We start from the raw sequence: 6000 nt of genomic DNA, 5'->3' as shown, positions 1-6000 counted from the left end.
TGCCATTGATTCCTCCTGAGTAATCCAAGCCGATCATGCGGCACCGGCTAGAACTGCGTTGCATGCGATGCGTTCCACACAAAGTGCTGCAATCAGCTTCAGCATCGGTGGGCCGTGGCGGAACCGAAAGCGACCGAACGAGTTCATAAGCTCGCATTCCGACAGGAATGACGCCACACCGATCGAGCGAGCAGCTTGATTTGCAGCCTTCCGGAGTCGGCGCCCCGAAACAGCCGGATCAACAATAAGAATATCTCGCAGCGAGGCGGACAAAAATGAGTGGAAGTGAGGGAGACCTCGAGCCGAGAGTCGCACGCAGCCCGGCCGTCGAGCCAAGCAAGCCTCGTATACTCAAAGTTCTTGGTCCCGGTCTAATCACCGGCGCATCCGACGATGATCCCAGTGGAATTGCAACTTATTCGCAGGTCGGCGCCCAATACGCTTATGGTGCGAGCTGGACTCTTCTGTTTTCTTATCCTCTCATGAGCGCCATCCAGATGATCAGCGCCCGTCTCGGCAGAACGACAGGCCGGGGCATAGCCGGCAATCTGCGCAAATATTACCCCAATTGGCTGGTCTATTCGGGTGTTTGCCTGTTGGTGACCGCCAACGTCATCAATATCGGGGCCGACCTCGGCGCGATGGGTGACGCCGTCAAACTCGTTATCGGCGGCCCGGCCCTCGTCTATGTCGTGCTTTTCGGAATCGGGTGCGCGATTGCGCAGGTTTTCCTTCAATACAATAAATATGTTCGCATTCTCAAATGGCTCAGCCTGGCCCTACTGAGCTATGTCGCTACACTTTTCATCGTGAAGATTGACTGGCTAGCCCTGGCGTCAGGGCTTTTTATGCCGCGTATCGAATTTTCCTCCGACTACCTGATGGCAATCGTCGCGATCTTCGGCACCACCATCAGTCCGTATCTCTTCTTCTGGCAGGCCTCGCAGGAGGTGGAAGATCTGAAGGAAAAGCCCAAGCGCAAGCCTTTGAAGGATAATCCGGAACAAGCCAAGGAGGCTGATGAACGCATCGAATTGGACACGCTGGTCGGCATGGGCGTTTCCAATTTCATCGCGCTTTCGATCATGGTGACGGCAGCTGCGACGCTCAATGTGCACCATATCACCAACATTGGAAGTTCGGCGCAGGCGGCGGAGGCGCTGGAGCCGGTGGCAGGCAAATTTGCCCAGTTTCTGTTTGTCATCGGCATTGTCGGGACGGGGCTGCTGGCAGTGCCGGTGCTTGCCGGATCGGCCGCCTATGGGCTTGGCGAAGCGTTACGCTGGCCCACCGGCTTGGCTCGCAAGCCCAAGGATGCCAAGGCCTTCTATGCCACGATAGCGATCGCAACCATGCTTGGCGTGGCCTTGAATTTCGCTCCGATCAATCCGATCCAGGCGCTTTTTTGGAGCGCGGTGGTAAACGGCGTCGTCGCAGTTCCGATCATGGCCATCATGATGCTGATGTCGACGAACAAAAAAATCATGGGCGAGCAGGTGATTGGCGGCTGGTTGCGCGGCCTGGGCTGGCTCTCCACTGGCGTCATGGCGCTCTGTGCCATGGGAATGGGGGCTTCTGCCTTCTTCTGAACCAGCCGTCGGATCGAACTGTAACCCTGGACGGGATCGACGACGAGATCGATCATTTCGGCGTCCATCCCTCCGCCTCGTAGGCCGACCGTACCGTACTAGGATCGAGCGACGGGAATTTCGCAAAGATCGCCCTGACCTCGCCTTCTCTTTCATCGGCCACTCTGGCCGCCACCAGGCTGCGCCCGCGCCGCAGGGATTCGGCATATAAATGAGACTCGGCCCTTGGAAAGCCGGCCTCGGTAAGGGAGCCTATCGCGCTCCCCGCCCCCGCGCCGACGACGGCCCCGGTCGTGGCGCCCGCAACCATGGTCGCGCCGACGAGCGCCGCGGCTATCCAGCCGGCGGCAACAACCTGCCCGACACCGGGAGCAGCCAGCAGCGCCAGACCAGCCAGCACCCCACCCGCTCCCCCTAATGCCGCGCCCGCTCCCGTACCGGCAATCACGTCGCGCTGAAAACTATTCGAGGCCTCCACATCGCCGGTCACCAGTGAAATATCCGTATTTGGAATGTTGGCAGCCTCGAGCTGGGATACCGCTCGCTCCGCGTCCTGATAGGTCTCGAATAAAGCCGAGATAATCCTGGTCATCTCAATGCCCTCCACGGAACATATGGATTCTCAACCCAGGGGCGGAAGCGATGTTCCCTTCGAGGCCCGCTCGACCGCTTGGTCCCCCTCCTCCCGGATGGTCGGCCGGATCCTTTGCCCCGCTGCCGAGTTAGGCCATCGGAAAGGGCACGCCAGGCCCATGGAAATCCAGACCCATGGAAATCCTGAAAAAGATCGGGAGGCCGTGCAGCCCGAATCCGGAGACGAGCAATGCCGAACAGGAAAACCATCGAGAAGGCCCGAAAGGACGAACGCGCAGGCAAGTCACCGAGCACCCAGGCCGGCGAGTTCGTCCATGAGGAGATCGAGAAGATACGCCACGGCGAGCACGGCGCGCGCTCGGCCAAACAAGCCATCGCCATCGGATTGTCCGAGGCGCGGCGCGCCGGCGTCGACCTGCCGCCGCCCAAGAAGGGCAAGGTGAAGGAAAGTACGCGCAAGAGCGCCGAATATGCCTATGAGGTCGGCCAAGGCGAACGCGTACCCAGGCGCCGCCCGCGTGTCTCCAAAGCCGTTTCCGAAGTCCTCGAGCACGAACCTAAGGACAGTGCCTCCCATGAGGCACTGTCCCGGCAGGCCAAACGAGCGGCTTCCCGCCGCACAGCCGGAGAGCGCTCGAAGGCCGCCGAAAAGGCTGCGGAGACGAAAGGTGCTTCGGGCCGCTCCGCCGCCGCCCGCAAGGCGGCCCGCACGAAGGGTGCTCGCGGAAGAAAGGAAGCTGCCCGAAAAGCCGCGGAGACGCGAGCCCACCATAGCTGAAGAAGATTCGGCCTCACCCGGCACCGCCCTGATGTCTGCCCTCGACGGTGACCACTGGCCATGACCACGTCGAAGCCGGCGCCGCCGATAGGGGAGTGTGTTCATGGCGCATCTCGTCGAACCCCGACACCATGTTTCTCTCGGGGACTATGAAGGCATTGCTTCCCTCAACACGGCCGTGCGTGAGATGCGGCAGGAGGCCGAGAGCCTGCTTCCCTCGCTGAAGGGACGCCGCGTATGGATGGTGAACAGCACCAGCCGTGGCGGCGGCGTGGCCGAGGTGCTGCCGCCATTGCTCGCGCTGTTGCGCGAGCTCGGCGTCGAAGCCAATTGGTTGGTGATGGATTCGGAGAATCCCGCCTTCTTTCAACTGACCAAAAGGCTGCATAATCTGATCCATGGCGAAGGCGATCCCGATCTCGGAAACGAAGAGCGCCGGCTCTACGAGGAAGTCAGCCGCCAGACCTGCGAAGCGATCCTCCACCATGCCGCTCCGGGAGACGTACTTGTCATCCACGACCCGCAACCTCTTGGAGCAGGTGCGCTTGCAAGCCGGAAATCGGACATTGCCACGATCTGGCGCTGCCATATCGGGCTCGATCGCGAAACTCCGAAGACCCGCGCCGCCTGGGCATTTCTCGAAGACTTCACCAAGGCCTATGATCACGCGGTGTTCACAGCCCCCGAATATATTCCTGGCTGCCTGGCCGGGCGGGCGAGCATCATCCATCCAGCCATCGATCCACTCAGCCATAAGAACAGGGATCTGTCGGTCCATAAATTGGTCGGCATCCTCGCCAATGGCGCCCTGATCCGTCCGCCCGGACCTGTACTGACACCTCCATTTTCCGACCAGGCACAACGACTTCAACGGGACGGAAGCTGGGCACCCGCGACCGAGGCGGAGGACATCGGCCTCCTCCACCGGCCGATCGTGACGCAGGTCTCGCGCTGGGACCGGCTGAAGGGATTTCGCCCGCTGATGGAGGGTTTCGTCGCCCTCAAGCGCGGCCAGGCGAACAGGGCGAACCTGGAGGAGCGGCATCGGCGCTCCCTGCAATTGTCGCGCCTGGTCCTGGCGGGACCTCACCCAGCCTCGATCCAGGACGATCCCGAAGGCAAGGCCGTGTTGACGGAGCTTGCCCGGGCCTATGTCGGCCTCGAACCGGAACTTCAGGCGGACGTCGCGATCGTCGTGCTGCCCATGCGTTCGAAGAAGCACAACGCGCTGCTGGTCAATGCGCTGCAGCGCTGCTCGGACATCGTTGCCCAGAATTCCGTGCAGGAGAGCTTCGGATTGACCGCGACCGAGGCCATGTGGAAACGCGCTGCCGTTTTGGGCTCGCATGCGGCCGGCTTGCGCCAGCAGATCCGTCCCGGCCTGGACGGCTATCTGCTGGCCGATCCGGAGGACCACCGCCAGATCACGGCAGGACTTGACGACCTGCTGCGCGATCCCTGGAAGCGCGAAATGCTCGGGCGGAGCGCCCAGCAACGCGTACACGACAATTTCCTGATCTTCACCCAGCTTCGCCGCTGGCTCGTCCTGATGACGGACACGGTCAAGACCCGCTGGCCGTGACCGCCGGAATCCCCAGGAGAGATCGCGATGCGTGAGGGCGAAAGCCGCAGCCGCCGTCTCATGAAACGACGGACAGGCCCGCCTCCTCGCAGGCATCGATGAAGGCCTGACGGGCGTCATCGGGCGGACGAATGCCGTTCACGACATCGAGGCAGGCGCGACGCGCTTCCACGAATTTCTCGCCGGTCTCGATGGGCCAATTCAACAGTAGGAAGTTGGCTGCTTCCTCGGTGGTGGCAATGATGCGGGGCTGCCCCGCACCGTTTTTCAGTCTAACCGGGCTACTCCAGATGTGAACATGCATCTCCTACCTCCGCTCTTCGGATCCGAACAGGCCGAAGACTGTTCAGATCGGGCTTCAGGTTTTTGCAGCAGAAAAAAGGGGGAACTCCCCAGCCATGCAGGGGAATGGTGCGCGGCCTACACCTCTCCGGGGGGCTTCGGAGAGGGTTCCGGCGGCGGCTGTGGCACTTCCACCGGTGCAGGCGGCGCCGGGAGCGTCGGCGGAATCGGCATTTCGTTGGGCGAAGGCGGGCTTGGCTCGGGAGCCAACGGCGGATCTTCCTTCGGCGCGGGATCGGCGGGTTTGGGTTCGTTCGGGTCAGGCATGCCGGGGTCCTTTCTACCCTCCCAACCTCGCCGCCGCCTCATGGTTCCCGAGTAAAAAGGCCAGTCTGCCCCTGCGGCAACTCGATGCCTGCAGACGAGATAATCCGCTTGTCGGGTTGGTCACCGCCGGTTCTGCTTCCTTCATCTTTCTCATGACATCCCGACGTTCAGTCACCGTTGCGGACATAGACCGTCGCGATGCCGTCTACCCTGGCCAAATCGGTCGCGGCCGCGATTGCCTCGTTACGCGTATGGAAAGGTCCAATCGGGTCGGAAGGGACGTTGTCGTCCGAATAGGTGGCGCTGTTTACCACCCAGACCGGGCCGGATGCTTCGATCAGAATCCAGTCGCACTGCGTCGGCAGATTTTCATCTGCCCGAAGATATCGAACTTCGGTCATCGGCTCGGCTCCAGGCTGGGGCAACGCCAAATGCTTCGCATTCATCGCTGCGCGCACTGCCAACTGATTTCTCGCTTCAATGTTCCCGGCAGAGCGCAGGCTCCTGCGTCACCGCCGCGGCGATGCCGATGCCACCCCGATTCACGAAGACATCCGGTGCCGCGAACTGTTTGCCATCGCCGCCATGAAGCCGAATTCGAAAGCTGGCTCGAGGCCCGCTTCGCCCAGTGCATCGATGAAGGCATATCGGGCGGCTTTGGCTTTACCGGGGTCCATCAGAGCCTCCAGACAAGCAGAGCGCGCGGCTATGTAAAGATCGTCACCCACTTCAGGCCAACGATTGTCGAGAAAATCCAGCGCCTCCTGGACCGATCGGACGACGACGACCCGGCCTTTGCCGAGCCTGAACGAAACCGGGTGGTGGAACGGAATTTTTGACATTGAGCA

The 6000-nt window shown here is 61.5% G+C and carries 7 protein-coding genes; 3 read left to right on the top strand and 4 right to left on the bottom strand.

Going from position 1 to position 6000, the window contains the following annotated elements; genetic code table 11:
* Window positions 1–275: 275 nt before the first annotated feature.
* Entirely contained in the window at window positions 276–1589 is a 1314-nt protein-coding gene (locus J8I29_RS29180) for an Nramp family divalent metal transporter (protein ID WP_209434344.1), read from the top strand.
* 52 nt (window positions 1590–1641) lie between these two features.
* On the opposite strand, the gene J8I29_RS29175 is transcribed toward J8I29_RS29180, so the two are convergent.
* The gene (locus J8I29_RS29175) at window positions 1642–2181 is read right to left on the bottom strand and encodes a general stress protein (RefSeq protein ID WP_209434343.1); all 540 of its coding nucleotides are present in this window, start codon (window positions 2179–2181) and stop codon (window positions 1642–1644) included.
* A gap of 231 nt (window positions 2182–2412) precedes the next feature.
* Here J8I29_RS29175 and J8I29_RS29170 point away from each other — a divergent pair, with 231 nt between their 5' ends.
* On the top strand, window positions 2413–2961 hold the full coding sequence (locus J8I29_RS29170; RefSeq protein WP_209434342.1) for a DUF6496 domain-containing protein: 549 nt from the start codon (window positions 2413–2415) through the stop codon (window positions 2959–2961).
* A gap of 103 nt (window positions 2962–3064) precedes the next feature.
* The gene (locus tag J8I29_RS29165) at window positions 3065–4543 is read left to right on the top strand and encodes a glycosyltransferase (RefSeq protein WP_209434341.1); all 1479 of its coding nucleotides are present in this window, start codon (window positions 3065–3067) and stop codon (window positions 4541–4543) included.
* Window positions 4544–4601: 58 nt separating this feature from the next.
* Here J8I29_RS29165 and J8I29_RS29160 read toward each other — a convergent pair whose 3' ends face one another.
* From J8I29_RS29160 to J8I29_RS29150, 3 genes are all read right to left on the bottom strand, one after another.
* On the bottom strand, window positions 4602–4847 hold the full coding sequence (locus tag J8I29_RS29160; protein WP_105860119.1) for a DUF982 domain-containing protein: 246 nt from the start codon (window positions 4845–4847) through the stop codon (window positions 4602–4604).
* 472 nt (window positions 4848–5319) lie between these two features.
* A complete protein-coding gene (locus J8I29_RS29155) occupies window positions 5320–5553 on the bottom strand; it encodes a DUF2188 domain-containing protein (protein WP_146126800.1) in 234 nt (77 codons plus the stop codon).
* A 141-nt stretch (window positions 5554–5694) separates the two neighbouring features.
* Window positions 5695–5994 (bottom strand): DUF982 domain-containing protein, encoded by a 300-nt coding sequence (locus J8I29_RS29150; RefSeq protein WP_209434340.1) that lies wholly within the window; start codon window positions 5992–5994, stop codon window positions 5695–5697.
* Window positions 5995–6000 lie beyond the last annotated feature (6 nt).

Origin of the sequence: Labrys sp. LIt4, from assembly GCF_017813775.1 — a bacterium.
Lineage (GTDB): Bacteria > Pseudomonadota > Alphaproteobacteria > Rhizobiales > Labraceae > Labrys > Labrys okinawensis_A.
This window is presented reverse-complemented; position numbering and strand designations above follow the sequence as displayed.